Source organism: Actinomadura nitritigenes (assembly GCF_017573545.1).
GTDB classification, from domain to species: Bacteria; Actinomycetota; Actinomycetes; order Streptosporangiales; family Streptosporangiaceae; genus Spirillospora; species Spirillospora nitritigenes.
The window spans coordinates 1-23,743 of the sequence record NZ_JAGEOK010000045.1 but is presented as its reverse complement, the minus strand read 5'-3'; the positions used below and the strand labels follow the sequence as shown (position 1 = coordinate 23,743).

31 protein-coding genes are annotated in these 23,743 nt (G+C 73.0%); 12 read left to right on the top strand and 19 right to left on the bottom strand.

Annotated elements, in window-relative coordinates; translation table 11 throughout:
• The 7 genes from J4557_RS43345 to J4557_RS43315 all read right to left on the bottom strand — a co-directional run bounded on the left by J4557_RS43345 (position 1) and on the right by J4557_RS43315 (position 5,371).
• Positions 1 to 381 carry a hypothetical protein gene (locus J4557_RS43345; RefSeq protein ID WP_208272723.1) on the bottom strand — a complete coding sequence of 127 codons (381 nt, stop codon included), beginning with the start codon at positions 379 to 381 and terminating at the stop codon, positions 1 to 3.
• Between the two features lie 215 nt (positions 382 to 596).
• Positions 597 to 1,838 carry an RNA polymerase sigma factor gene (locus J4557_RS43340; RefSeq protein WP_307800541.1) on the bottom strand — a complete coding sequence of 414 codons (1,242 nt, stop codon included), beginning with the start codon at positions 1,836 to 1,838 and terminating at the stop codon, positions 597 to 599.
• Entirely contained in the window at positions 1,823 to 2,176 is a 354-nt protein-coding gene (locus J4557_RS43335; protein WP_208272721.1) for a YciI family protein, read from the bottom strand. The genes J4557_RS43340 and J4557_RS43335 overlap by 16 nt, the downstream gene beginning before the upstream one ends.
• Before the next feature lie 11 nt (positions 2,177 to 2,187).
• Entirely contained in the window at positions 2,188 to 3,600 is a 1,413-nt protein-coding gene (locus tag J4557_RS43330; RefSeq protein ID WP_208272719.1) for an MFS transporter, read from the bottom strand.
• 133 nt (positions 3,601 to 3,733) lie between these two features.
• Entirely contained in the window at positions 3,734 to 4,096 is a 363-nt protein-coding gene (locus tag J4557_RS43325; protein ID WP_208272717.1) for a DoxX family protein, read from the bottom strand.
• A gap of 101 nt (positions 4,097 to 4,197) precedes the next feature.
• The gene (locus J4557_RS43320; protein ID WP_208272715.1) at positions 4,198 to 4,659 is read right to left on the bottom strand and encodes a hypothetical protein; all 462 of its coding nucleotides are present in this window, start codon (positions 4,657 to 4,659) and stop codon (positions 4,198 to 4,200) included.
• Between the two features lie 25 nt (positions 4,660 to 4,684).
• Positions 4,685 to 5,371, bottom strand: a complete 687-nt coding sequence (locus J4557_RS43315) for a DJ-1/PfpI family protein (protein ID WP_208272713.1) — start codon at positions 5,369 to 5,371, stop codon at positions 4,685 to 4,687.
• Between the two features lie 197 nt (positions 5,372 to 5,568).
• On the opposite strand from J4557_RS43315, the gene J4557_RS43310 reads away from it, so the two are divergent.
• Together J4557_RS43310 and J4557_RS43305 are read left to right on the top strand one after the other, a co-directional pair.
• A complete protein-coding gene (locus J4557_RS43310) occupies positions 5,569 to 6,507 on the top strand; it encodes a GlxA family transcriptional regulator (protein WP_208272711.1) in 939 nt (312 codons plus the stop codon).
• 68 nt (positions 6,508 to 6,575) lie between these two features.
• Complete coding sequence (locus tag J4557_RS43305; RefSeq protein WP_208272709.1) at positions 6,576 to 8,258, top strand: hypothetical protein; 1,683 nt, start codon at positions 6,576 to 6,578, stop codon at positions 8,256 to 8,258.
• Between the two features lie 49 nt (positions 8,259 to 8,307).
• Here J4557_RS43305 and J4557_RS43300 read toward each other — a convergent pair whose 3' ends face one another.
• From J4557_RS43300 to J4557_RS43285, 4 genes are all read right to left on the bottom strand, one after another.
• On the bottom strand, positions 8,308 to 9,129 hold the full coding sequence (locus J4557_RS43300; protein WP_208272707.1) for a YncE family protein: 822 nt from the start codon (positions 9,127 to 9,129) through the stop codon (positions 8,308 to 8,310).
• A gap of 99 nt (positions 9,130 to 9,228) precedes the next feature.
• On the bottom strand, positions 9,229 to 10,098 hold the full coding sequence (locus J4557_RS43295) for a TIGR03619 family F420-dependent LLM class oxidoreductase (RefSeq protein ID WP_208272705.1): 870 nt from the start codon (positions 10,096 to 10,098) through the stop codon (positions 9,229 to 9,231).
• Positions 10,095 to 10,625 (bottom strand): nuclear transport factor 2 family protein, encoded by a 531-nt coding sequence (locus J4557_RS43290; RefSeq protein WP_208272703.1) that lies wholly within the window; start codon positions 10,623 to 10,625, stop codon positions 10,095 to 10,097. Before J4557_RS43290 ends, J4557_RS43295 begins: the two co-directional genes overlap by 4 nt.
• 70 nt (positions 10,626 to 10,695) lie before the next feature.
• Entirely contained in the window at positions 10,696 to 11,136 is a 441-nt protein-coding gene (locus J4557_RS43285; protein WP_208272701.1) for a VOC family protein, read from the bottom strand.
• 117 nt (positions 11,137 to 11,253) lie between these two features.
• On the opposite strand from J4557_RS43285, the gene J4557_RS43280 reads away from it, so the two are divergent.
• Positions 11,254 to 11,628 (top strand): hypothetical protein, encoded by a 375-nt coding sequence (locus J4557_RS43280; protein WP_208272699.1) that lies wholly within the window; start codon positions 11,254 to 11,256, stop codon positions 11,626 to 11,628.
• A 17-nt stretch (positions 11,629 to 11,645) separates the two neighbouring features.
• Here J4557_RS43280 and J4557_RS43275 read toward each other — a convergent pair whose 3' ends face one another.
• Positions 11,646 to 12,056 (bottom strand): transposase, encoded by a 411-nt coding sequence (locus tag J4557_RS43275; RefSeq protein ID WP_208272823.1) that lies wholly within the window; start codon positions 12,054 to 12,056, stop codon positions 11,646 to 11,648.
• A 76-nt stretch (positions 12,057 to 12,132) separates the two neighbouring features.
• On the bottom strand, positions 12,133 to 13,011 hold the full coding sequence (locus J4557_RS43270) for an aldo/keto reductase (protein WP_208272697.1): 879 nt from the start codon (positions 13,009 to 13,011) through the stop codon (positions 12,133 to 12,135).
• Positions 13,012 to 13,097: 86 nt separating this feature from the next.
• Here J4557_RS43270 and J4557_RS43265 point away from each other — a divergent pair, with 86 nt between their 5' ends.
• Positions 13,098 to 13,799 (top strand): TetR/AcrR family transcriptional regulator, encoded by a 702-nt coding sequence (locus J4557_RS43265; RefSeq protein WP_208272696.1) that lies wholly within the window; start codon positions 13,098 to 13,100, stop codon positions 13,797 to 13,799.
• 52 nt (positions 13,800 to 13,851) lie between these two features.
• On the opposite strand, the gene J4557_RS43260 is transcribed toward J4557_RS43265, so the two are convergent.
• From J4557_RS43260 to J4557_RS43250, 3 genes are read right to left on the bottom strand one after another with little or no spacing between them, the layout of a single operon-like run.
• Complete coding sequence (locus J4557_RS43260) at positions 13,852 to 14,049, bottom strand: DUF397 domain-containing protein (RefSeq protein ID WP_208272694.1); 198 nt, start codon at positions 14,047 to 14,049, stop codon at positions 13,852 to 13,854.
• Between the two features lie 55 nt (positions 14,050 to 14,104).
• Entirely contained in the window at positions 14,105 to 14,296 is a 192-nt protein-coding gene (locus J4557_RS43255; protein ID WP_208272692.1) for a DUF397 domain-containing protein, read from the bottom strand.
• Positions 14,293 to 15,102 (bottom strand): helix-turn-helix domain-containing protein, encoded by an 810-nt coding sequence (locus J4557_RS43250; RefSeq protein WP_208272690.1) that lies wholly within the window; start codon positions 15,100 to 15,102, stop codon positions 14,293 to 14,295. Before J4557_RS43250 ends, J4557_RS43255 begins: the two co-directional genes overlap by 4 nt.
• Positions 15,103 to 15,145: 43 nt before the next feature.
• Here J4557_RS43250 and J4557_RS43245 point away from each other — a divergent pair, with 43 nt between their 5' ends.
• Both J4557_RS43245 and J4557_RS43240 read left to right on the top strand, forming a co-directional pair.
• Positions 15,146 to 15,622: an ATP-binding protein gene (locus J4557_RS43245; RefSeq protein ID WP_208272688.1), complete on the top strand. Its 477-nt coding sequence runs from the start codon at positions 15,146 to 15,148 to the stop codon at positions 15,620 to 15,622.
• Positions 15,619 to 15,771, top strand: coding sequence for a hypothetical protein (locus J4557_RS43240; protein ID WP_208272686.1), 153 nt, complete (start codon positions 15,619 to 15,621; stop codon positions 15,769 to 15,771). Before J4557_RS43245 ends, J4557_RS43240 begins: the two co-directional genes overlap by 4 nt.
• Before the next feature lie 105 nt (positions 15,772 to 15,876).
• Here the strand turns inward: J4557_RS43240 and J4557_RS43235 are convergent, their stop codons facing one another.
• Complete coding sequence (locus J4557_RS43235; protein WP_208272684.1) at positions 15,877 to 16,569, bottom strand: SDR family oxidoreductase; 693 nt, start codon at positions 16,567 to 16,569, stop codon at positions 15,877 to 15,879.
• A 48-nt stretch (positions 16,570 to 16,617) separates the two neighbouring features.
• Between J4557_RS43235 and J4557_RS43230 the strand changes: the two genes are divergently transcribed.
• Positions 16,618 to 17,055, top strand: a complete 438-nt coding sequence (locus J4557_RS43230; protein WP_208272682.1) for a MerR family transcriptional regulator — start codon at positions 16,618 to 16,620, stop codon at positions 17,053 to 17,055.
• Here J4557_RS43230 and J4557_RS43225 read toward each other — a convergent pair.
• On the bottom strand, positions 17,045 to 17,737 hold the full coding sequence (locus J4557_RS43225) for a hypothetical protein (RefSeq protein ID WP_208272680.1): 693 nt from the start codon (positions 17,735 to 17,737) through the stop codon (positions 17,045 to 17,047). The two genes, J4557_RS43230 and J4557_RS43225, sit on opposite strands and share 11 nt — an antisense overlap.
• Before the next feature lie 19 nt (positions 17,738 to 17,756).
• Positions 17,757 to 18,542, bottom strand: coding sequence for an SDR family NAD(P)-dependent oxidoreductase (locus tag J4557_RS43220; protein WP_208272678.1), 786 nt, complete (start codon positions 18,540 to 18,542; stop codon positions 17,757 to 17,759).
• Between the two features lie 105 nt (positions 18,543 to 18,647).
• Between J4557_RS43220 and J4557_RS43215 the strand changes: the two genes are divergently transcribed.
• From J4557_RS43215 to J4557_RS43195, 5 genes are all read left to right on the top strand, one after another.
• The gene (locus J4557_RS43215) at positions 18,648 to 19,223 is read left to right on the top strand and encodes a TetR/AcrR family transcriptional regulator (RefSeq protein WP_307800540.1); all 576 of its coding nucleotides are present in this window, start codon (positions 18,648 to 18,650) and stop codon (positions 19,221 to 19,223) included.
• Between the two features lie 58 nt (positions 19,224 to 19,281).
• On the top strand, positions 19,282 to 20,271 hold the full coding sequence (locus J4557_RS43210; protein WP_208272676.1) for an NAD-dependent epimerase/dehydratase family protein: 990 nt from the start codon (positions 19,282 to 19,284) through the stop codon (positions 20,269 to 20,271).
• A 63-nt stretch (positions 20,272 to 20,334) separates the two neighbouring features.
• Complete coding sequence (locus tag J4557_RS43205) at positions 20,335 to 21,963, top strand: alkaline phosphatase D family protein (RefSeq protein ID WP_208272674.1); 1,629 nt, start codon at positions 20,335 to 20,337, stop codon at positions 21,961 to 21,963.
• A gap of 273 nt (positions 21,964 to 22,236) precedes the next feature.
• Positions 22,237 to 22,989 carry a sigma-70 family RNA polymerase sigma factor gene (locus tag J4557_RS51345; RefSeq protein ID WP_208272672.1) on the top strand — a complete coding sequence of 251 codons (753 nt, stop codon included), beginning with the start codon at positions 22,237 to 22,239 and terminating at the stop codon, positions 22,987 to 22,989.
• 20 nt (positions 22,990 to 23,009) lie between these two features.
• The coding region (locus J4557_RS43195; RefSeq protein ID WP_208272670.1) for a hypothetical protein at positions 23,010 to 23,743 on the top strand (734 nt) is incomplete at its 3' end.

Below are 23,743 nucleotides of genomic sequence, written 5' to 3'. Positions count from 1 at the left end.
TCAGCGTCCGGCCATTTCGTCGACGAGGCCCTGCAGCCGCAGCCGCGCGAGGGCGAGGTTGCCTTTGTCGCGGTCGACGAGCAAATGGACGAACAGATGCCCGTCGAGGTCGGCTCCGGTGAGGACCAATAGGTGGTATCCGCCGGTGCCGCAGACGATGATCTCCTCGACGTCGTCGCCCGCGGCGGTGGCGCTGAGCGCGGGCGAGGCGAGCACGGCGCGGACGACGTCGGTGGCTCCGGCGGCGTCCTCGTGCTGGTCGACGAGGTCCTCGCGGCCGGCGCTCGCGACGGCGAGGCCGCTCGCGCAGTCGATCAGGGTCACCCGCTGCGCCCCGGGGATCGTCATCATCCGTGCCAGGCAGTCGTCGATACCGGCCACTCATTCCCCCACCGAATGAGAGTTGCAGGAAAGCAACCATAACCCGGTGTTTGTCTCTCGCAACACGAAAGCGTTGATGTGCCACAGAAGGCATTAAACGGGGTACAAATACCAATCAGTATCGGAACCCGTCAGCGCCGTCCGGGATGCGGAAGATGTCCGAAGCGTTGGAATCGGCCGGAACCCTCGTACCTGTTGTGGAATGACCGCAATTGTCAGCCGCCGCGCCGCTCGACCTCCGCGAGGCGGCCGGCGAGGAACCGGCGGTCGGGCTCCGCACGGGCCAGGGCCAGCGCCTCCCGGTACGCGGCCGCCGCCTCCCCGGAGCGGCCGAGCCGCCGCAGCAGGTCCGCGCGCGTCGCCGGGAGCAGGTGGTAGCCGTCGAGCCCGCCGATCGTCTCGACCAGCGCCAGCCCCGCCGCCGGACCGTCCGCCATCGCCACCGCGACGGCCCGGTTCAGCCGAACGACCGGACCCGGGCTCATCGCCTCCAGCCGCCCGTACAGCGCGGCGATCTGCGGCCAGTCCGTCTCCTCCGCCGTCGCGGCCGTCGCGTGGCACGCCGCGATCGCCGCCTGCACCTGGTACGGGCCCGGCTCCCCGCGGCGCAGCGCCCCGTCCAGCAGCCGGACGCCCTCCGCGATCCGCGCGGCGTCCCAGTGCGAACGGTCCTGCGCGTCCAGCGGCACGAGGTTCCCCTCGGCGTCCTGGCGGGCCGCGCGGCGCGAGTCCTGGAGGAGCAGGAGGGCGAGCAGGCCGCGCGCCTCCGGCTCGTCCGGCATCAGGCCGGCCAGGACGCGGGCCAGCCGGACCGCCTCCGCGCACAGGTCTGCGCGGACCGGGTCCTCCCCCGCCGTCGCCGCGTACCCCTCGTTGAACAGCAGGTACACGACGCCGAGCACCGCCGCCGTCCGCTCCGGCAGCAGGTGCGCGGGCGGCACCCGGTACGGGATGCCCGCCTCCCGGATCTTGCGCTTCGCACGGACGATCCGCTGCGCCATCGCGGGCTCCGCGACCAGGAACGCCCGCGCGATCTCCGCCGTCGTCAGCCCGAGCAGGGTGCGCAGCGTCAGCGCGACGCGGCCCTGCATCGGCAGCGCCGGATGGCAGCAGGTGAAGATCAGCCGGAGCCGGTCGTCGGGCACGCCGCCGGCGTCCGCCGGCTCGTCCGGACCGGTCATGGCGCTCAGCTCCCGCAGCTTCTCGCGTTCGGCGGCGCCGCGCCGCAGCCGGTTCACCGCGTGGTTGCGGGCGGCCGTGGTCAGCCAGGCGCCGGGGCGGCGCGGCACCCCGTCGCCCGGCCAGCGCTCCAGGGCGCGCGCGAACGCCTCCTGGGCGCACTCCTCGGCGAGGTCCCAGTCGCCCGTCATCCGGATGAGCGTCGCGACGACGCGGCCCCACTCCTCGCGGAACGCCGCCGCGACGGCCCCTTCGGCGTCCGTCAGTCCTCCCGCCACGGCCACAGCGGCCTGACCTCGATCGAGCCGCCGCGCGCCGCCGGGTGCGCCGCCGCGACCTCCAGCGCCTCCTCCAGGTCGGCGCAGTCGATCAGGTCGAAGCCGAGGATCTGCTCCTTGGTCTCGGCGAACGGCCCGTCCGACAGCAGCGTCTCGCCGCCGCGGACCCGCACGGTCGTCGCGGTGTCCGCCGGGCGCAGCCGGTCGCCGAACCTGCGCACGCCCCGCCCGTCCATTTCCGCGACCCATGCCTCGGTGTCGGCGATCATCGCCGCGCGCTCGTCCGGCGACGGCTCGGGCCCGCCCTCGACGCCGCAGATCAACAGCATGTACTGCATGGTCCCTCCTCCTACTTCACTCTGACTTGTTCCGGCTCCGGAACTGTGCGCCGGGCCGGTGCCGCGAGCAGCACGCCCGCGACGAGGGCGCCGGCCAGGGCGATCCCGGCCGACACGTCGAACGCCCCGCGGAACCCCGCGGTGAGGGCGGCGGGGCCGGTCCCGTCCGTCCAGGACGCGACGGCGGTGGACGCGGCGGCGACGCCGAACGCGCCGCCGAGCTGGAACGAGGCGGTGTTGATCCCGGACGCGAGGCCCGCGTCCCCGTCGGCGGACCCGGCGAGCGCGGCGACCGATCCGGCCACCCCGCACGTGCCGAGCCCGAACCCGAGCAGCGCCAGGCCCGGCAGCAGCCCCGGCGCGTACCCGGCGCCGGCGGTCACCCGGCCGAGCGCCAGGCAGCCCGCCGCCATGACGGCGAGCCCCGCCACCGCGACGGGACGCACCGCCCACCGTCCGAGCGCCGCCTGCGCCGCGTACGATCCGGCGACCGCCGCCACCGGCAGCACCGCCGTCGCGAACCCGAACACCAGTGGCGAGTACCCGAGCACGCCCTGCGCGTACTGCGACACGGCGAACGACGTCCCGAACACCGCCGTCGCCGCCGCGAACGTCACCGCGTTCCCGCCGGTCAGCGTCCGCGACCGGAACGTCCGCAGCGGCACGAGCGGGGCCGCCGACCGCGACTCGGCCCGCACGAACGCCGCCCCCGCGAGGACCGCGACCGCGAACGCCCCCGCCGTCCACGGGCTCGTCCAGCCCTCCTCGGGCGCGCGGACCACGCCGAACACCGCCGCCGTCACCGCCAGCGTCACCGACGCCGCGCCCGCCGGGTCGTACGCGCGTGCCGCGCCCCGGCTCTCGGCCAGCAGCAGCGGCCCGAGGACGAGCAGCAGCGCCGCGACCGGCACGTTGAGAAAGAAGATCGCCCGCCAGCCGAGCACGTCCGTCAGCGGGCCGCCGGCCAGCAGCGCCGCCGTGCCGCCGAACCCGCCGACGCCGCCCCACACGGCGATCGCGCGGTGCCGTTCGGGCCCCTCCCCGAACGTCGCCGTGACGATCGACAGCGCGCTCGGCGCCATCAGCGCCGCCGACAGCCCCTGGAGCACGCGCGCGCCGATCAGCGCCCCGCCGGTCCAGGCCAGCCCGCACGCCAGCGACGCGACGAGGAAGAGCACCGTCCCGGCGAGGAACGTCCGGCGGCGCCCGGCCAGGTCGGCGGCGCGCCCGCCGAGCAGCAGCAGGCCGCCGAACCCGAGCAGGTAGGCGCTCAGCACCCACTGCGCGCCGCTCGCCGCGAGCCCGAGGCCCCGCTGGATCGACGGCACGGCCAGCAGCACGATCTGCGAGTCCAGGATCACCATGAAGTTGGCCGCGCAGAGCAGTGCCAGTGCCTTCCACCTGCGCGGATCCGGTTCCGCCATCTCGGTTCGCCCTCCCGTGCCGACGCCTTACGGACTGACGACAAACGGGAACCGCCGTAATCGACACCCGGCCCGAACCTTTTTCCGGCCGCTTCAGCCGCCGGGCCCCGGCGGCTGAGGTTCGCTGCGCCGGTCAGAAGCGGCCGCAGGCGATGAAGACGCCCATGGCCAGGTACGTCACGTTCGCCAGGACGGCGACGCGCTCGTGGCGGCGGAGGTGGGTGGCCATCGCGCCGACCATCAGCAGCACCCAGCAGACGGCGGTCACCGGCACCATGACGGGCGCGATGTCGACGATGGCGGGCACCACGATGCCGACCGCCGCCAGGATCTCGACGGCGCCGAGCGTCTTGACGAAGGCGGCGCTCCGGTCGCCGGTCCAGCCGCCGCCGGGCGCCGCGGCCAGCGTCTCCCTGGGCACGAGCACCTTCGTCGCGCCGCCGAACAGCATGACGGCGCACAGCAGGCCCGCGACGATCCACAGCGCGAGATCCATGGGGTTCTCCCTCCCGGAGTCAACGTGTCGTGCACGAGACACCGGGCTCCGGGTCCGCGTCACGGGCGGCGGGCGTGAGGCCCGTCACGGGCGGGCGCCGGTCACGCGCCCGTCGTGGAGCCGGGACGGACGATCATCACGATGGTCACCGCGGCCCACAGCACGTTGAACACGCCGGTCGACATGGCGATGCGTGCCGGGGCGACGCGCCCGAAGCCGGGGGTACCGGCGGCGGCGACGGCGCCGTCCTGGGCGGGCAGGATCAGCAGGGCCAGGACGCCTGCGGCGACGGCGGTCAGCGCGATCGAGACGATCAGCCAGGCGTCGCCGAGGACGCCGAGCGCGCTCGCGGTGGCGAAGCCGAAGGCGGGGACGGCGAGGCCGACCGCCGCGTAGACGCGGCAGATGCGGTTCAGCGTCCGGAGGGTCGTGAGGGCCGCGGGATCGTCCGGGGCGGCCTGGGCGCGGCGCAAGGCCGGGGGGAACATGCTCGCGGCGACCGCGACGGGCCCGATCGCGATCACGGCGGCCAGGACGTGCAGGACCAGAAAGAACTTCGCCACGGTGCTCCGCCTCTCTCGGGTGACGTCAGAAGCCGGCGGGCACGGGGCCGGCGGCGCGCCAGACCGTGCCGCGCCGCTCGTGGGCGAACAGGTCCTCGACGGCGTGCGCGATCCGCGGGCCGACCTCGCGTTCCAGCAGGTAGAGCGCGAGGTCGAGGCCGGAGGTGACGCCCGCCGCGGTGACGAGGTCGCCGTCGTCGACGACGCGGGCGCGCACGGCGCGGGCACCGGTGGCATCGAGCATGCCCATGCCCATGTGGTGGGTGACGGCGTGGCGTCCCTCCAGCAGGCCGGCCATGGCCAGGACGAGCGAGCCGCCGCAGACGGTCGCGACCGTCACGTCCGGGTCGTCCATCGCCGTCTTGAGCAGCGCGGGCAGTCCGGTGGTGAGGGTGCGTCCCAGCAGGACGGGGATGGTGTCGTCCGGGTTCGGCTCGCCCGTCCCGGCGGCCTGATCGGGGGTCTCGCCGGGGTCGCCGATGCGGCCGGACGCCCCGGGGACCACGACGAGGTCCGCGCGTGCGGGGTCGAGGGCGGCGGTGGCGCGGAGCGCCAGCCCGCCGGTGCCGCCGACGACGTCGCGCGGCCCCTCGGCGGACACGAGTTCCACGCTCACCGCGCCGGACGCGGCGCCGCCGGCGTGCAGGACCTCGAAGGGGGCGACGGCATCGAGCGGATCGAAGCCGTCGAACAGGACGATCTGGGCATGCATGAGGGGCTCCTTCGGTAGCGGGCGCGCCGGGATCACAGCCGACGCTAGAGGCCCGCCGCCCCGTCCCCCAGTGGCATTAGTGCCAGCCTTCAACGGATAAATGCCAGCAGTCACACCACGCCTCCGAGCTGGGAGAAAGACGGAATCGCATGCTCTCTGCCGTGTCACTCCGCGCAGTGTGGAGGTAGGTTCTCGCCATGCACACCGTCGCCGTCCTCGCGCTGGACCGGGTGATCCCGTTCGACCTGTCCACGCCGATCGAGGTGTTCACCCGCACCCGGCTCCCGGACGGCCGCCCCGGCTACCAGATCCGGGTGTGCGCCGAGCGGCCGGAGATCGACGCGGGCGCCTTCACGCTCCGCGCACCCTGGGGGCTGGACGGGCTCCACGGGGCGGACACCGTCATCGTCCCCGGCACCGCGACCCCGCTGGACCCGCCGTCCCCGGCCGTGCGGGACGCGCTCCGGGCGGCCGCGGAAGGCGGCACGCGCATCGCGTCCATCTGCACGGGGACGTTCCCGCTGGCGGCCACCGGGCTCCTCGACGGGCTGCGCGCGACCACGCACTGGCTCGCCGCGGACCAGCTGGCCGCCGCCCACCCGGAGATCGACGTCGACCCGGACGTCCTCTACGTCGACAACGGGCGGATCCTCACGTCCGCCGGCGCCGCCGCCGGCCTGGACCTGTGCCTGCACCTGATCCGCCGCGACTACGGCTCCGCCGTCGCCGCCGACGCGGCCCGCCTGTCGGTCATGCCCCTCGAACGCGAGGGCGGGCAGGCGCAGTTCATCGTGCACGACCACCTGCCCGCGCCGCGCGGCTCCGCCCTCGAACCGCTGCTCGGCTGGCTCCAGGACAATCTGGGCCGCGACCTGTCCCTCGCCGACATCGCCGCCCACGCCGGGACCAGCACCCGCACCCTGATCCGCCGGTTCCGCGAGCAGACCGGCACGACGCCGCTGCAGTGGCTGCACCGCGCCCGCGTCCGCCAGGCGCAGCACCTGCTGGAGACCACGGACCATCCGGTGGAGCGCATCGCCGCGCAGGTCGGGTTCGGGTCGCCCACCGCGTTCCGCGACCGCTTCAAGAAGACGACCGGCGTCAGCCCCCACTCCTACCGCCGCGCCTTCAGCTGACCGCCCGCCGCGCTCGGACCCGTCCGGAACCGCCGCCGCACACGCGGACCAATGACACGATCTTGGACATGGATCAGGACGAGACACGGACCATCGAGACGCGCGGCGAGGCCCTCGTCGCCGCGGCCCGCGCGGGCGACGAGAAGGCCGCCCGCGCGCACACAGACTTCTTCGTGCTCGGCCGCCGCGTCGACGAGGGGATCCCCTACTGGCAGCGGGCCGTGGAGGCGGGCGACGCCTTCTCCGCGTACACCCTCGCCCGCTACCGCAAGATCCGCGGCGACCGCGCGGAGGCCGAGCGGCTCTACCGCCTCGCCGCCGACCGCCACTCCGGCTGCGCGTACGGCCTGGCCGTCCTGCTGAAGGAGAACGGCGACCCGGAGGCGGCCCGGTGGTTCCGGAAGGGCTGGGACATGGGCCGTCTCGACTGCAAGATCGAGCTGGGCAGGCTCCTCGCGGCCGAGGGGGAGCCGGCGGAGGCCGCGGCGTTCCTGATGAAGGACGCCGGGATCGGGGACATCGCGGTCTTCCGGTGGGTGCAGCTCTTCGAGGGCGTCCGCGAGACGTTCGACGGGATCGCCGCCGCCCTCGACGCGGCGGAGGAGACCGGGGACGGCGACGCCGCCGTGGAGGCCCTGGCGCCGCTCGACGACATGGACCGCGAGTTCAAGGACTATCCCGGGCTGGCGGCGGAGGCCGAGGAGTACCTCCGCAGGGCCGGGGCGCTCAGCCCGGAGGCGCTCGTCGAGCACGCGATCTTCCTTGAGCGGCGGTGCGCCGACGACCGCTGGCCGGAGGTCCGCGACCTGCTCCTGCGCTCCCACGCCGCCGGGTACGGCGGCGCGTCCTTCGTCCTGGGCGTGTTCAACGAGGAGCGCGGCGAACTCGCCGAGGCCGAGCACTGGTACGCCCTCGCCGCCGAGGCGGGGCACGAGGCCGGACGGCTCCGGCTCTCCGTCCTGTACCTGCGGCAACGCCGGCTCGACGAGGCGGAGGCGGCGCTCGGGGAGCTCGATCCCGGCGACGAGGACGTCGCCGAAGGGCTCGCCCTCCTCGCCGGGCTCCGCGACGAGGACGAGGTACCGCCCGACCAGGACCTGCGCCGACTGCCTGACCTGCGGGAACGCGCCGAGGCGGGGGACGTCGGGGCGTCGCACGCGTACGGTCGGATGCTCTACGAGTGGGGCGGGGCGGCGGCGCGCTGGACGGTCCGCTGGTACGAGCCCGCGGCGCTGGCCGGCGACGCCGCGGCGGCCGCCGATCTCGCGGGGCTCTACCGGACCCTCGGCGATCCCGTCCGCCGCGACCACTGGACGCGGGTCGCGGCGGACGCCGGTGACCACGACGCCTGCGACACCATGGGCTGGCTGTCCGACTACCACCGCGACTACCAGGAGGCCGAGCGGTGGTACGTCCGCGCGGCCGCCGGAGGCGGCGCGCTGCACGCGATGACGGCGGGCAAGGCCATCGCCCAGCGCGGCGGGTACGAGGAGGCCGAGCCGTACCTGCGCAAAGCCTGGGAAGAGGGGCGGGACAAGGCGTTCGGCACTGAGACTGCGGGCTACTACGGACTCGTGTTGAACCGGACCGGACGCCACGCGGAGGCCGCCGAACTGCTGCGCGTCGCCGCCGAGAGGTGGTGGGAGGACGTCAGGTCGCGCTACGACACCGACGACCTCGACATGCTCTCCCGCATGCTGGACCCCGAGGAGGAACTGGAGGCCGCCGAACAGGCGCTCGCCGCCGGTTGACGAACGCGTCGGCCCCGCCGCCTTTCCCGGCGGCGGGGCCAGGGGGCGGTCAGGACGTGGTCTGGCGGTAGTTGTAGAGGTACGTCGCGAGCCTTCCGGAGACGGCGTCCAGGGCGTGCATCTGCGCGCCGTCCGAGGTCGGGAGGAACGCGAGCCCCTCGGTCTCCGAGCCGGAGGGCAGCGAGGACGCGCGGTCGAAGACGTCGGTGACCTGGCCGGTGTCGGGGTCGATCCGGTAGATGGACTTGGCGTCGTTGTTCGAGGACGCGTAGAGGTCGCCCTCGTAGATCTTGGCGCCCTGGATGCTGCCGATGGTCGTGCTCAACGGGACGGTCTTCACCAGGTGCAGGTCCGTGAGGCTGTAGACGTTCAGCGCAGGAGTCGGGTCGTAGGCGGACGAATAGACGTAGCCGCGGGCCGCGTCCACGGCGACCCAGGGCGCACCGTCCGGCTGCACGCTGAGCGGCAGCGCGTACGCGGTGCCGGTGTACGTCAGCGTGGCGGCGTCATAGAGCGCGATGTAGGGGTGCCGGTAGTCGGTGCCGTCCTCGATCGGGGCGTAGATCTTGCCGTCGTGGTAGTCGATGTCGCCGATGTGGTTCGCGCCGAGCGCGGAGAGCTGCGCGGGGATCGCGAGCGCGTTCGTCGCCAGCACCGTCCGGCCGTCCAGGGTGACCCGGCTGAGCCCCAGCTTCCACGAGAAGTACCAGGTGGTGCCGTCGGTGGCGATGCCCTGGGACCGCTGCAGGGCGTCGAGGAGGTAGTAGGTCTGCCGGGAGGTCTGCTGCCACGTCTCCGCCGCCGAAGCGGCCGGGGTGGCGGCGAGGGCCAGTCCGGCGAGGGCCAGGGTGCAGGCGATGCGCCGTCGCATGGGGGGACTCCGCTCTCCGAGGGATGCGCCGGACAGATCATCGGACGGTTCCGCCGCCTCCGGGAGGCCCCATGTCTCCGGGCTTCCGGGTCCGCCCGCTCACGCCTCGCGGTCGAGCCCGGCCGTCTCCGCGAACGCCCTTAGCTGCTCCAGGTAATGCGCGAGGGACTCGTGCCGCACCGTCAGGTTGACCTGCGTCGCGCCCGCCTCCTCCGCCGTGGCGATCACCTCGCGGGCCCGTCCGGGATCGTTGACGGCGTCGAGCCGCTCGCCCGGGGTGAAGACGACGTCGAACCCTTCGGGCAGGTCGTGCCGGTCGAGCATCTCCCGCATCAGCTCCGGTGTCGGCCCGCGGAACGACTGCGGCGCGGGCGCCCAGCCGTCGCCGAGCGTGACGGCGCGGCGCAGGGCCCGCTCGCTGTGCCCGCCGATCCACAGCGGCACCCGCTCCTGCACGGCGTGCGGGTCGATCACCATGTCCTCGAACGCGTAGTACGGCCCCTCGTACGACACCGTCCGTCCGGACAGCGCCGCCCGCAGCGCCGCTAGGGCGTCGTCGGCGCGCGGCCCGCGGTCGTCGAAGGGAGCGCCGAGCAGGTCGAACTCCTCCTTCAGGTTCCCGACCCCGAGCCCCAGGACCAGCCGCCCGCCGCTGAGGTGGTCGAGCGTCCCGTACCGCTTGGCGATCTCCAGCGGATGGTAGAAGGGCAGCACCAGCACGTACGGCAGGAACCGCAGCCGGGTGGTCAGCCCCGCCAGGAACGAGAACGTCGCCAGCGGATCGTAGAAGCGCTCCCCGCGCGGCAGCCCCGGCGGAACGGCCACGTGGTCGGGGCAGGTCATGAACGCGTACCCCAGCCGGTCGGCGGCCTGCGCCACCCGGACGAGCTCGGCCGTCCCGGCCGCGGCCTCCCATGCCGGACGCCGCCCCGCCAGCGCCACGATCGGCGAGCTGATCCCCACCTTCACGCGCCCGCCTCCGTCCCGCGCAGGCTCCGCTGGAGCCGGATGAGAGGGTCGTCGCCGTCCCTGGTGCCCGACGGGCCCGCCGCCTCCTTCGGCATGAGCCGTCCCGCGTCGGACCTCGTCCACTCCCGGACGGCCCACCGCTCGGCGATCGCCCACCGCCCGTCCCGCCACGCCATGTGGTCGACGAACCGCACGCCGCTGGTGAAGTTCGCCCGCGCGTCGCCGGCCGGCTCGCCCCAGTGGACCGACGTCCCGTACGTCTCGCTTACCGCGGTGTCGCCGAGCAGCTCGACCAGGTGGTTCGCGACGATGTGCATCGTCCCGCCGCGCCGGGCGCGCAGCTTCGGCTCGACCCAGGCGAGGTACTCCTCCACGGACCCGTCGAAGCCGGTGTGATGGTCGACGGCGTCCGGATGGTAGGCCGACCGGACGAGCTCGAAGTCCAACCGGTCGATCCCGCGGCAGTATCGCAGGACGACGTCATGGATCTCCTGCCGATCGGTCCACTCGCTCCGCTGCGCACCCATAGCGCCCGAGTCTGCGCCACCGGCTCGCGCCGGCCCTTCGAGGTCCCGCTCTCCGAGACCCCGCCCCGTCTCAGCCGTCCAGGCCGATCAGCGCGCCGCGGGCGTCGAAGCGCGTGCCCGGCGCCCAGGCGATCTCCCAGCGGTTGCCCTCCGGGTCGGCGAAGTACGCGGAGCGACCGCCCCAGGACCGGTCCACCGGTTCCGCCACCACCGTGGCTCCGGCCGCCACCGCCGCCGCGAACGCGGGATCCACCTGCTCACGACGGTCGACGTTGCAGATCAGCGTGATCCCCGACCACCCGGCGGGCGCCGGAGCACCGCCCGCCGCCTCCGCCGCCAGAAGATCCGCGGGATACAGCGTGAGCAGCACCCCGCCGAGCAGGAAGCCCGCCCAGTTGTCGTCGCTCGCCGGGAGCTCCTCCCACCCCAGATCCCGATAGAACCGGCGCAACCCGGCCATGTCCCGAGCGCCGAGCGTCACGGCGGACAAACGAGAGGGCACCTCAGACATGCCCACGAGCATGCGCCCGAGCCGGCCACCGAGCAAGGAACCCGCGTTCCCTCTCGACCCGCGTCGACCATGTTCTTTCGCGCCCTTGGCCGCACGTGGCGCCCTACAGTACGGCCCATGGTTGCCAAGGGAGGCCGCATTGGCGCGGCTGTGGTGATGGCGTTGCTCTCCGCCGGCTGCGGTGGTGAGAGCGACGACGGCCCCGCTTCAGCGGCCGTGCAGACGACCAGCTCGGTGGGCAGCGTGCCCGAGCCGACGGCGGAGCAGAAGCGGCCCTACCTGGCCATCGCCTCGCAGATCGACCCCGGTCTCGGCCGCGACGAGGAACGGGCCATGGACCACGCCAACCGGATCTGCAAGGGCATCATGGGCGGCCCCACGTACGGGTCATCGCTCCTCGAGTTCGCGAGGGCAGAACTCTCCGGCTCCCGGGAGATCTCCCTGGCGGAGACCGAGCAGGCGATCAAGGCCATCAAGCTGTGGTGCCACTAGGCCGTGTCTGATAATGATCACTTTGCTGGTTGGCGGAGCCAGAGGATGAGTGAGGCGATTTCGAGTCCGGCCCGGTAACGGACGGCGAGCTTGTCGAAGCGGGTGGCGACGGCGCGGAACTGTTTGAGCCGGTTGAAGCAGCGTTCCACGACGTTGCGCTGCTTGTACGCCTGTGCGTCGAAGGCGGGCGGGCGGCCCCCGCGGGAGCCCTGGCGGAGCCGGTTGGCCTGCTGGTCCCGCCGTTCGGGAATGGTGGCCGTGACGGCGTGGCGCCGGCACCAGGCTCGGATGGCCCGGGACGAGTACGCCTTGTCGGCCAGGATCCTGTCCGGGCGGGTGCGGGGCCGTCCCTTGCCCGCACGCGGGACGCAGCCGCATCCGTCAACTCTCCCCGAATCGCCACGACATGCATCATCCCGAAAGGCGATATGGGCGCCGTCACAGAACCCCGAAGATCATTCGTCAGATGCGGCCGAGGCCGATAGCGACATCCCCGGGGCCCTTTCAGCGGTGGCCATGAGCGGGGGGCGTGGGCTGGCCGAGGACCGCTTGCGACTCGTCGACGAGTCCGGTCAGGCGCGCGACCTCGGTGTCGGTCAATTGTTCGGCAACTTCGGAAGCTGCGATGTTGGACCGCAGGTGGTCGGTACTGCTCGTGCCGGGGATGACGACCATGGAGGGCGAACGGCGCAGCAGCCAGGCCAGTGCGATCTGGGCAGGTGTGGCACCTAGGCGCTCTGCCGGGCCGGTCAGCTCTTGGTGGTCGCTGAGCCGTCCGGCGGCCAGCGGGAAGTAGGGGATGAAGAGGATGCCCTGGGTCTCGCAGTCGGCGAGGACCTGGACGCCGCTGCGGTCAAGCAGGTTGAAGCGGTTCTGCACCGCCGCGATGGGGGTCATCCGCTGGGCGCGGGCCAGCATCTGCGGGGACGCGCCGGAGAGGCCGATGCGGCGGATCAGTCCCTGGTCTCGCAGCTGGACGAGTGCGCCGAGCGATTCCTCCAGCGGCACGTCCTGGTGTGCGCCGGGGGTGTCACCGACGAGTCGGAGGTAGGTCAGCTCGCTCGCCTCCGTTCCCATGTCGGTCAGTGCCTCGTGGACCTGCCGCCGGACCGTCTCCGGGCGGCCGTCGACAAGCCATGACTTGTCCGGGCCGCGCTCTGCGCCGACCTTGTTGCCCACGATCACGCCCTCGGGGATCGGTCCGAGCGCCTGCCCGATCAGCTGGTTTACCGTTCGTGGCCCGTAGGCGTTCGCGGTGTCGAAGAAGGTCACGCCCAGCTCGACAGCCAGGCGCAACACCCGCCGCGCCGCCTCCGGGTCGTCCGGGAATCCCCAGACCTTAGGGCCCGCAAGCTGCATGGCGCCGTATCCCACACGATTCATCGACCTCTCCTGCCGTATCACTGCGACGGTATTTCCCGTATCGCTGATCGAACCAGTGATACGCCTTATGCCGTAGCATTGCAACCGTGGATGATGCGAAGACCCGCAGTCGCCGGCAGATCCTGGAAGTCGCAGCCGAGCTCTTGGAACGGGGGGGCGTTCAGGCGCTCTCGACACGCGCCGTCGCAGCGGCGGCAGGCATCCGAGCCGCCTCCCTCTACCAGCTCTTCGGCGACAAGGACGGACTCCTCTCGGCCCTGGCCATCCACGCCTTCGACCTTTACCTGGCCCAGAAGCAGACCTTGTCGTCGAGCGGCGACCCGGTTGACGACATGCGCCGCGGATGGGACATGCATGTCGACTTCGGTCTGAAGCACTCCGCCTTCTACCTGCTGATGTACGGCACCGACCGCCCCGGCCGGCGCCCACCTGCCGCGCGGGAGGCTCAGGAACTCCTCATGACGTTCCTCGGCCGCGCCGCCTCCGACGGCCGCCTACGGGTACCGCCCGTCCTTGCCGCCCACCTCTTCTTGGCGGGGGTGACGGGCGTCACGCTCTCCCTGATCGGTATCCCTGAGAACGACCGCGACCCGGAGGTCTCACCACGCATGCGGGAAGCACTCATCAACGCCCTGACCACCGACACGAGCCCAGCCCCAGAGCCCACCCTCGCCGCTCGCGCCCTCGCGCTCGATGCGACCCTCAGCGAAGCGGATCCGGCCACCGTCCCGCTCCGCCCCGTCGAGACCGCACTCCTGCGCGACTGGCTCCAGCACCTCGCCCACTAGGACGAGCCGAATCCTCGAAGGCCATTTGTCAGACACGGCCTAGCCCCGGAGGTCACGCCAGATCGAGAGCGCCGCTGCGGATACGGCTGAGGAGAGCGGCGAAGGACGCCCGATCGACGGCGACGTGCCCGCCGTCCGGGTCCTTGCTGTCCCGCATCCCGACGACCCCATCTAGCGCGGCCACCTCGACGCAGTCGGAGCCCGAAGTGCCGCCGCTATAACTCGACTTCCGCCACCGCAGAGCGGTCATGCCACGGCCTCCGATGCTTCGTCGGATGACGTTCCACAGTCAGGGCCGAGTCGGCCTACCGGAGGTCCAGGGCACCTGACTTGGCTCGGACGAGGAGCATGGCGAAAGACGCTCGGTCCAGCGTGACGTGCCCGCCGTCCGCGTCCTTGCTGTCGCGCACACCGACGCCCGCCTCCAGCGCGGCAAGTTCAACGCAGTCCGTTCCCGAGTCTCCCGAGCTATAGCTGGATTTGCGCCACTGGGTCATCCCATCGACTCCTGTAGTTGCCTCAGGCGATCACGCGAAGCCTGGCGCGATAGGGCGTCGGCTCCGAGCAGATCGTGCCGAACCCTCATCCGCTCGGTCTCATTGGGGTCCCGCATGAGTCTGCCACCCGCCGCGGCTTCCGTGTAGGCCAAGATCTCACGACCCACCGTGAGGATCTTGAACGATCCTCGTAGCCCGCTGTGGTAGCCGACGGATCGGGGGATGATGTTGATGACGACGTTCGGCATAAGAGAGAGCTCGATCAGGTAGGCGAGCTGCTCGCGCATGACATCGCTGCCGCCGACCACGCGATCGACGACGTTCTCATCGAGAAGCGCCCAAATGCGAGGCGGTTTGGCGCGGCTCAGGACGGCCTTCCGCGCCATGCGTTCCCGGACGTCCTTCTCGACGTCCGTGGAGCCACCCAGGGTGAAGAGCGTCCGGGCGTAGTCCTCGTTCTGGAAGATGCCGGGCACCAGGCCGGACTCGTAGATGCGGATCTCCTCGGCGACGGCTTCCAGCGCCACCTGCTCCTCGTACCAGTTGGCCTCGTGTCCCGCTTTGGCCCAGTAGAGCAGGGTCGCGAGCAGCTTGCCGGTGCCGTAGAGGTCGTCGAGCAGATCGACCTGCCTCTCGTCGGGCTTGCGGTAACCGCTCTCCCAATGGGAGACAGTCTGCCGGGCAGCACCCGCGACCTCTCCTACGTAGGCGCACGAGTAGCCGTGCTTCGTACGAAGAAAGTGCAGGTAGGAGGCCAGGAAGTCCCACATTGACGATCGTGGTTCGAGCGTTTCCCTGCGCAGCATCGCGCCTCCCATTTCCGATCTTGTATCCGATGTCTGCGGATCCATGGCCAAGGTAGCCCGGGGCATTCACTCTTGGAGTGGAACTCGGAAGATTCAGAGAAAGGGCGGTGATCGGGAAGTGGACGGCTTGGCGGACGCTTTCGAGTGCTGTCTCAAACCGATTCCGGAGGCGGCGCGGGAGGCGCGGCAGCTCGTCTCGGTGGCGTGGGCGCATTGGGAGCTGGGCGACGACTACATGGCGCGGCTCGTCGTGTCCGAGCTGGTCACCAATGCGATCACGGCGTCCGAGCGGGTCGGTGGCGACCCCACGATAAAGGTTGTTTGCCGCCTTTCCGGAAGTTGTCCGGTTATTGAGGTATGGGACGGGAGTGACGAGCTTCCGGAGATGCGCCATCCGGCGCTCGGCGACCTCGGAGGGCGGGGGTTGCCCTTGGTGGCCTGCCTTTCCCGGGGATGGACCGTGGAGAAAAGACCGGGAAAGGGAAAAATCGTGCGGGTCGAGCTTGGCGGGGCGGCATGACGCCGTCACCGGACCACCTCGAATCGATGGCATTGATCATCGGGGGCGCCATGACGGTGTCGCTGGTGCTCGGCATCCTGCTCGGCGCGCTGTTCGCGCCGAGGCCGTCGGCGGACCCCGGCAAGGGCGGCGGGAAGCGGGGGAAGTGATGGACGTTCCGGACGTTGCCGCGCGCGTCGAGCGGCGAGCGGCTCGCGGTGAGCGGCGGTTGCGGGACGGCCATCGGGTGTGGCTCGACGAGCCCGCCGGCCTGCTCAAACCGGTTGGCCGAGGGGGCGGATCGTGACGGTGTTGACGTCCACGCCGGGCGGCTGCCCGATGGCCCAGGCGATCGATTCGGCGACCTGCCCGGCGGTGAGCACCGGGCCGTCGGGGACGCCGCCCAGGGCATCCCAGAAGGCGGTCTCGACGCGGCCCGGCGCGATCAGGGTGACGCCGACTCCGTCGCCGGTGACGGCGCGGCGGGTGTTCTCGGCGAGTCCGGTCAGGGCCCACTTCGTCGCGCCGTAGAGGGACCCGGGGGCGGGGACGAGACCGGCGACGCTGCCGACGAGGACGATCCGCCCGCGCGTGGCCTTCAGCGCGCCGGCGGAGGCGCGGATGAGCAGGGCGGGTCCGAGGACGTTGGTCAGCACCATGTCCCGCCAGCGGGCGGGGTCGCCGTCGACGACGCTGTCGGACGCGGCGGATCCGGCGTTGGCGACGGCGGCGTCCAGCCGCCCGAACCGGGCGACGGCGGCGTCCACCGCGGCGCGCACGGCCTCGGGGTCGGTGGCGTCGGCGGCGATGGGCAGGAGCGCGCCCGGGTTCCCGCAGGTCCGGGCGAAGCGGTCGAGGCGGTCGCGGTCGCGGCCGGTGACGGCGACGCGGTGGCCGCGCTCCAGCAGCAGGCGGGCGGTGGCCGCGCCGACGCCGCTGGAGCCGCCGGTGATCAAGGTGACGGTCATGGGCGGGACGGTAGGTGCTGGAGCCGGCTCTAGGGCAAGCTCGTGGCCATGCCCCTCACCATCGGCCAGGTCGCCGAGCGCACCGGTCTCAGCGTCCACACCCTGCGCTTCTACGAGAAGGAAGGGCTGTTCGCGATGCCCGTGCGGCGCGTCGGCGGGCAGCGCGTCTACGGCGAGGCGGAGCTGGAGTGGCTGTACCTGTGCACGCGGCTGCGGGCGTCCGGGATGCCGCTGCCGATGATCCGCGAGTACGCGGAGTTGGTGCGGGAGGGCCCGGCGACCGTGGAGGCGCGGCTCTCGCTCCTGCGCGACCATCGGGAACGCGTCACCGCGCGCGTCGCGGAGCTGCAAGGGTGCCTCGACCTCGTCTCGCGCAAGGTCGCGATGTACGAGGAGCATCTCGCGGCCGGCGGCGACGACCCGCTGTGGGCTGGCTCGCACCTCGCCCGGGACGCGGAACCGGAGCGGCGGGAGTTCAGGCGTTGACCCAGTCGCCGGGGAAGAGGGCGCGGAACCGGTCGAGGGTGTCGGGGTCGCGGGCGCGGACGGACAGCCAGTCGCCTCCGCCGTCGGACAGCAGCACGCCCGGGGCGGCGTAGAAGTTCTGGCCGCTCTCCGACGGGAACGGGACGAGGGCGAAGCGGCGGGCCAGCTCGTCGTCCTCGCCGGGGCCGAGGCCGCGGGCGTCGCACAGCTCCTCGGGGCCCTGCGTCGCCTCCGACAGGATGATCTCCAGGACGGCCGCCGAGAACCGGTCGGTCCACGGCTCCCACAGCTCGGCGTACTTGTCGGCCAGGTCCTGCCGGACGTGGACGGGCGGGTCGTCGCCGCCGAAGTCGTCCAGCAGGACGCCCCAGAGCGCCGCGCCCTGGTTCTCCTCGCGGAAGACCAGGGCGCCGTGCTCGACGGCCAGTTCGCCGGGGCTCAGCAGGGTGTCGAGGTTGCTGTGCAGGTCGGGCCGGCGTCCGAACAGCGCGTACGCCTCGCGGACGGCGGCGGGCAGCCGGAGGGCGAGCCGTCCCTCGGCCTCCGCCAGTTCCGCCTCCGGCGTGCCGTCCTCCCCGCCGAGCGGCAGCCCCCAGCCTGCGGCGAACTCCCTGATGAAGGTCCAGGCGGCGGCCCTGTCGTGGAGTGCCGGCGGCAGGTCGCGGACGATGTCGAAGCCCACACTTCGACGTTATCCCTCCTCAGGCGGTTTTGACCGCGCCTCCGTCGATGAGGTGGTCGGTGCCCGTGGTGCTCCCGGCGAGCGGGGACGCGAGGTAGGCGATGAGCGCGGCGACCTCGGCGGGCTCGACGAGCCGTCCGGTGACCATGCCGGTCGTGCCGGGCAGCCCCGCGAGCAGGTCCTCGTGGGACACCCCCACGGCCGCGGCGAGGCTCGCGCCGTAGCCGTCCGGGCTCTCCCACAGGGCGGTGCGGGTGACGCCGGGCGACACCGTGTTGACGCGGACGCCGCGCGGCCCGAACTCCTCCGCGAGCGCCTTGCCGAACGCGGTGAGCGCGGCCTTGGCGGTCGTGTACGGGGTGGGGCCGGCGTGCGGGAGGCGGGCGCCGTTGGACGACACGTTCACGATCGCCCCCGAGCGCTCCAGCAGGCTCGGCAGCGCGGCGCGGGTGGTGCGGACGGCCGCGAAGAGGTTCAGCTCGTACGTGCCCTGCCAGGCGGCGTCGTCGAAGGAGAGGAAGCCGCCCACGCTGCCGGCGCCGTCGCCGCCGCCGACGTTGTTCACGAGGACGTCGATGCCGCCGAGCTCGGCGATCGCGGTCTCGACGAGGCGGGCCGGGGCGTCGGGAGCGGACAGGTCGGCGGCGACGGTGATCGCGCCGGTCTCCTTCAGGGCCGGGGTGATGGTGCGGGCGGCCGCGACGACGCGCATGCCCTCGGCGGTCAGCGCCTCGACGGCGGCGAGGCCGATGCCCCTGCTCGCGCCGGTCACCACGGCGGTCTTGCCGGTCAGTCGCAGGTCCATGGAAATCCCCCTTAGTGCGTCACTGATGACGCAATGAAGGTAATACTCGCGACACCAATGTTGCAAGTAGCGGGCAAACCAGGACGCTGCTGTACTGTTTCAAGGGTGAGCAGACCACTGCGCGCGGACGCGGAGCGCACCGTGCGGACGATCCTGGAGGCCGCCGAGCGGGTGCTGTCCGCCGACCCGGCGGCGACGATGGAGCAGATCGCCGAGGCGGCCGGGGTCGCGCGGACGACCGTGCACCGGCGGTTCGCGACCCGCGACGCGCTGATCGACGCGCTCACCGCGTGGGCCGTCCGGCGCCTCGCGGACGCCGTCGACGCCGCGCCGGGCCCGAGCACGCCGCCGCTCGTCACGCTCTACCAGGTCACCGCGAACATCCTGGAGGTCAAGATCGGCTGGGGCTTCGCGATGACCCGGGCCGGGCGGTCGTCCGATCCGGAGGTCGTCCGCGTGCAGGAGGAGATCGCGGCGCAGTGCGACGACCTCTTCCGGCGGGCCCGGGAGGCCGGCGTCGTGCGGAACGACGTCGACCCGCTGTGGGCGCGCCGCGTCTACTACGCGCTGCTCTACGAGGCCAGCACGGCGCGGGACACCGAGGACCTGGGGGCGCTGGCGACGCTCGTCGTGGACACGCTGCTCCGGGGCATCGCCGCCGGACCGGGCCGGGGCGTCTGATGACGCCGGCAGCGGACAACGCTTCCGTACGTAGCGTACGGACCGTACAGTTCGCGCCATGAGACTTCTAATGCTGGGCGGTACCGAGTTCGTCGGACGCGCCATGACCGGAGCTGCGCTGGAACGCGGCTGGGACGTGACGGTCTTCCACCGGGGCCGCCACGAACCGCCGGACGGCGTGACGGCCCTGCACGGCGACCGGACCACGGAGGACGGCCTCGCGACCCTCGCCACCGGGGAGTGGGACGCGGTCATCGACACCTGGTCGGCCGCGCCGTCCGTCGTCCGCGACGCGGCCCGGCTCCTGAAGGGGCGCGTGGGGCGGTACGTCTACATCTCCAGCCGGTCCGTCTACGCGTACCCGACGGGCCCCGGGCTGGACGAGAGCGCGGCCGTCGTAGAGGGCTCCAAGGACGACGGTCAGGTCGCCTATGCGGAGGCCAAGCGCGGCGGTGAACTGGCCGCGATCGACGCGTTCGGCGACAGCGCCCTGCTCGTGCGCGCGGGCCTGATACTCGGCCCCCACGAGAACATCGGACGCCTGCCGTGGTGGCTCAACCGCGTCGCGCGCGCGGGACGCGTCCTGGCACCGGGCCCGCGCGACCTGCCGCTCCAGTACATCGACGTCCGGGACCTCGCCACCTGGACCCTGGACGCCATAGAGCAGCACCTGGGCGGCCCCTACAACCTGGTGAGCCCGCCAGGCCACACCACGATGGGCGAACTCCTCGCCGCATGCGCCCGCACGACGGGATCCGACGCCGAGTTCGTATGGACGTCCCCAGAGGCGATCCTCAAGGCCGGCATCGAACCGTGGACGCAGCTCCCCATCTGGCTGCCGCCAGGGGAGGACCACGACACCATGCACCAGGGCAACGTCGCCAAGGCGCTCGCCACGGGCCTGCACTGCCGTCCCGTGGCGGAGACCGTCGAGGACACCTGGACCTGGCTGCGATCCATGGGCGGGCAGGCGCCGCAGCGTCCGGACCGTCCGGTCGTAGGGCTCGCCCCGGAAACCGAGGCCGCGTTCCTCGACGGCGGGCACTGACGGCGGCGGGCACTGACCGCGACGGGTGGACGCGAAGCGCCGGTTCCGCTAGAGAGACCTTCTATGACCGCTTTGGCACTCGGCCCCCACCTTCGCCACGTGAGCGCCCACACCGCGACGATCTGGGTGGAGACCGACCGCCCGTGCGAGGTCCGCGTGGTCGCCGCCGACCACGGGGTGGACGCGGGCGCCCGCACGTTCACCGCGCACGGCCACCACTACGCGGTCGTGGAGGTCGACGGCCTCGAACCCGGCGCCCGCGTCCCCTACGAAGTGGTCATCGACGGCGAGACGGTCTGGCCGGAACCCGGCTCCGACGACCCGCCGAGCCGGATCCGGACCCTCGACCCGGAGGGCACGCTGCGCATCTCGTTCGGGTCGTGCCGCCGCTCACCCGGCACCCCCGAACGGTTCGGGCACGACGCGCTCACCGCGTTCGCGCACCGCCTCAGGTCCGGCGGCGACGGCGTGACCTGGCCCGACGTCCTGCTGATGGTCGGCGACCAGGTCTACGCCGACGAGCTGAGCGACGAGATGAAGGAGTTCATCCGGGGGCGGCGCGCCGCGGACGAGCCGCCCGTCGACGAGGCCGCCGACTTCGAGGACTACACCCACCTGTACAAGCTGGCCTGGCGCGACGACCCGGCGGTCCGGTGGCTACTGTCGACCGTCCCCACCTTCACGATCTTCGACGACCACGACATCCGGGACGACTGGAACACCTCGCACGCGTGGCGCGAGCAGATGTGGGCGCAGCCGTGGTGGCGGGCCCGGATCACCGGCGGGATCGGCTCCTACTGGATCTACCAGCACCTCGGGAACATGTCGCCGGAGGACCGGGCGTCCGACCCCGTCCTCGCCGCCGTGCGCGCCGCGTCCGAGGACGGCGGCGACGCGGGCGAGGTCCTCGACGCGTTCGCCGAGCGGGCCGACAAGCAGCCCGAGACCATGCGGTGGAGCTACGCGCACGACTGGGGCGGCACCCGGCTGGTCGTCGTCGACAGCCGCTGCTCCCGGCTGCTGACCCCCGACCGCCGCGGGATGCTCGACGACGAGGAGTTCCGCTGGCTCGACGGGCGGTGCGAGGGCGGTATGGACCACCTGCTCATCGCCAGCTCGCTGCCCTACCTGCTGCCGCGCACCATCCACCACGCCGAGTCGTGGAACGAGGCCGTCGCGGGCGGCGCGTGGGGGCGGCGGGCCGCCGCCCTCGGTGAGAAGGTCCGGCAGGCCGCCGACCTGGAGCACTGGGCGGCGTTCGAGCGCTCCTTCCGCCAGGTGGCGGAGGACGTGATCGCGGTCGGTAAGGGAGAACGAGGTCCTGCCCCGGCCAGCATCTCCTTTCTCTCCGGTGACATCCACTACTCGTGCCTGTCCCGCGTGACCGCCCCGGACACCGCGTCCGCCATCACCCAGATCATCTGCTCGCCGCTGCGCAACCCGCTGAGCGGCACCATCCGCCGGGCCAACCGCGTCGCGTCCGCGCGCGGCGTGAGCGGGGCGTTCCGGGCGCTCGCCAAGCTGGCGAAGGTGCCCGCGCCGCCGCTGCGGTGGCGGATGACCGAAGGGCCATGGTTCGACAACGCCATCGCCACGGTGGAGCTGACCGGCCGGCAATGCACCGTCCAGTGGGAGACGCCCCGCACCGAGGCCGCCCTCACCGAGCTGGGCCGCGCCGCCATCACCGGCTGACCACGGCCCGTTCCCCGCTCCGGCCAGGCACGACCGACGGAGCGGGGCGCACCCGTTCAGCCCCCTCGCCGGAACGGGCGCACCCCGGGTGGACGGACTGGGGAACCGTCCACGCCCCTCCAACGCGCGAGCGCCCCCGCCATGACGCCGTTCCGGGAAATTGAACATGGCGCGCGCCGACCTAGGCGACAATGTGTGGTCAAGGCGTCACAATGAGCTAGCATCGGGGTGGCGAAGAGCCCGCCAAGGACGGCGCGTCCGTGAGGAGGCCACGTGGAGGAGCCCGCCACGACCGGGACCGGGGACGCGGCGCTCATCTCGCGGGTGCGCGACGGCGACGTCTCGGCGTACGCGACGCTGTACGAGCGGCACCTCGCGGCGGCGCGCGGCCTCGCCCGGCACCTGACCGGCGGGTCCGACCCGGCCGCCGCCGAGGACGCCGTGCAGGACGCGTTCGCCAAGGTCCTCGGCGTGCTGCGGCGCGGCGCCGGGCCCGACACCGGCTTCCGCCCGTACCTGCTCACCGCCGTGCGCCGCTCGGTGTACGACCGGCGGCGCGCCGACCGGCGCGTGCACCGCACCGACCGGATCGAGGAGTTCGACCAGGGCGTCCCCTTCGAGGACCCGGCCCTCGCCGAACTGGAGCGCTCGATGATCGTCCAGGCGTACCGGTCGCTGCCCGACCGCTGGCAGGAGGTGCTCTGGTACACCGAGGTCGAGGGCGCCAGGCCGGCCGAGATCGCGCCGCTGCTCGGCCTCTCCGCCAACGGCGCGGCGGCGCTCGCCTACCGGGCCCGCGAAGGGCTCCGTCAGGCCTACCTCCAGACGCACGTCGCGGACCTGGGGGAGGTGCGCCGCGAGTGCCGCCCGGTGCTGGAGAAGCTCGGCTCGTTCGTCCGGGGCGCGCTCGCCGGGCGCGAGAGCCGCCGGATCCAGCGGCACCTGGACGGCTGCGGCCGCTGCAAGGGGCTGCAGCCGAACTCGCCTCCCTCAACACGGCGCTGCGCGAGGGGCTGGGTCCGCTGATCCTCGGCACCGCGTCCGGCGTGGCGCTCGCGTCCGGGGGCGGCCTGCTCACCTGGCTGCGGCACCTGCCGAGACGGCAGCAGCAGGCGCTCGCGGGCGGCGGCGCGGTGGCGGTGGCGGCCGCGGTGGCCGCCGCGATGATGCTCGTGTCCGACAAGCAGCCGATCAGGCCCGCGCAGGACCCGCCGTCCGCCGCGCAGGCCGCGCCGAGGCCGCCGGCCCCGAAACCGCCCGCGCCGCGTCCGCCCCTGCCCCCGCCGGCTCCGCGCGACCCGGCGGCGCACCGCCCGGCACCGGTCGTGGTGCAGCCCGCCGCGCACCGGCCCGCCCCGCACCCGAGACCGCACGTCGCGGCGCCCCCGGCGAGCCCTCCGCCGAAGCGGCCCCCGCACGCGCGACCGCCGCGGCCGCGGCCCGTCCCCCGGCCCCCGCACGGCCTGTTCGTCCGCGTCACCGTCGGGACGGGCGGGCACGGCGACCTGGTGGACATCCGGGTCGCCGGGGCCGGGCACGTCAGAGCGGGCGGCGGGGTGCGCGTCGACGTCGGCGCGGGCCCGCCCGCGGGCATCCCGCGCCAGGTCATGGCGCCCGCGCTCGCGGACGGCCTGTCCCAGGGCCGGTTCCACCGCCGGTTCCACGGCCGGTTCCACGGCCGGTTCCACGGCCGGTTCCACGGCCGGTTCCACGGCCGGTTCCACGGCCGGTTCCACGGCCGGTTCCACGGCCGGTTCCACGGCCGGTTCCACGGCCGGTT